Origin of the sequence: Bacillus sp. AFS098217 (assembly GCF_002551815.1) — a bacterium.
In the GTDB taxonomy this organism is placed as follows: domain Bacteria; phylum Bacillota; class Bacilli; order Bacillales; family Bacillaceae_G; genus Bacillus_A.
This window is the reverse complement of the sequence record NZ_NVPR01000117.1, coordinates 1-293: the sequence shown is the minus strand read 5'-3', so window position 1 is coordinate 293 and position 293 is coordinate 1. Positions and strand designations below refer to the sequence as shown.

Here is a 293-nt window from a genome sequence, read left to right as displayed (position 1 = left end):
AAAGTCATTGTCGAAGTAGGGAAATTTGATGCGCAAAAACTAAAAAATCCTGACATACAAGGAATCGAATATCAACAAGGAGATGCCTTTGGCTTTTGGAATACAAGATATTACGTATTTGCGAGAGATAACTATACGTGTCAAATTTGCAAGAAAAAAGGTGGTATTTTGCATACGCATCATATCATTGAACGATGCAACGGTGGCTCTGATATGGCAGATAACCTTGTAACTGTACATGAAGAATGTCATCAAAAATTTCATCAAGGGAAAATCAAACACAGTTTCAAGAA

The 293-nt window shown here is 35.5% G+C and carries 1 protein-coding gene; it reads left to right on the top strand.

Features of this window, described 5'->3' with window-relative positions:
- Window positions 1-293 (top strand): HNH endonuclease (locus COO03_RS23255; RefSeq protein ID WP_170958182.1); only part of this gene is annotated, 293 nt, incomplete at both ends.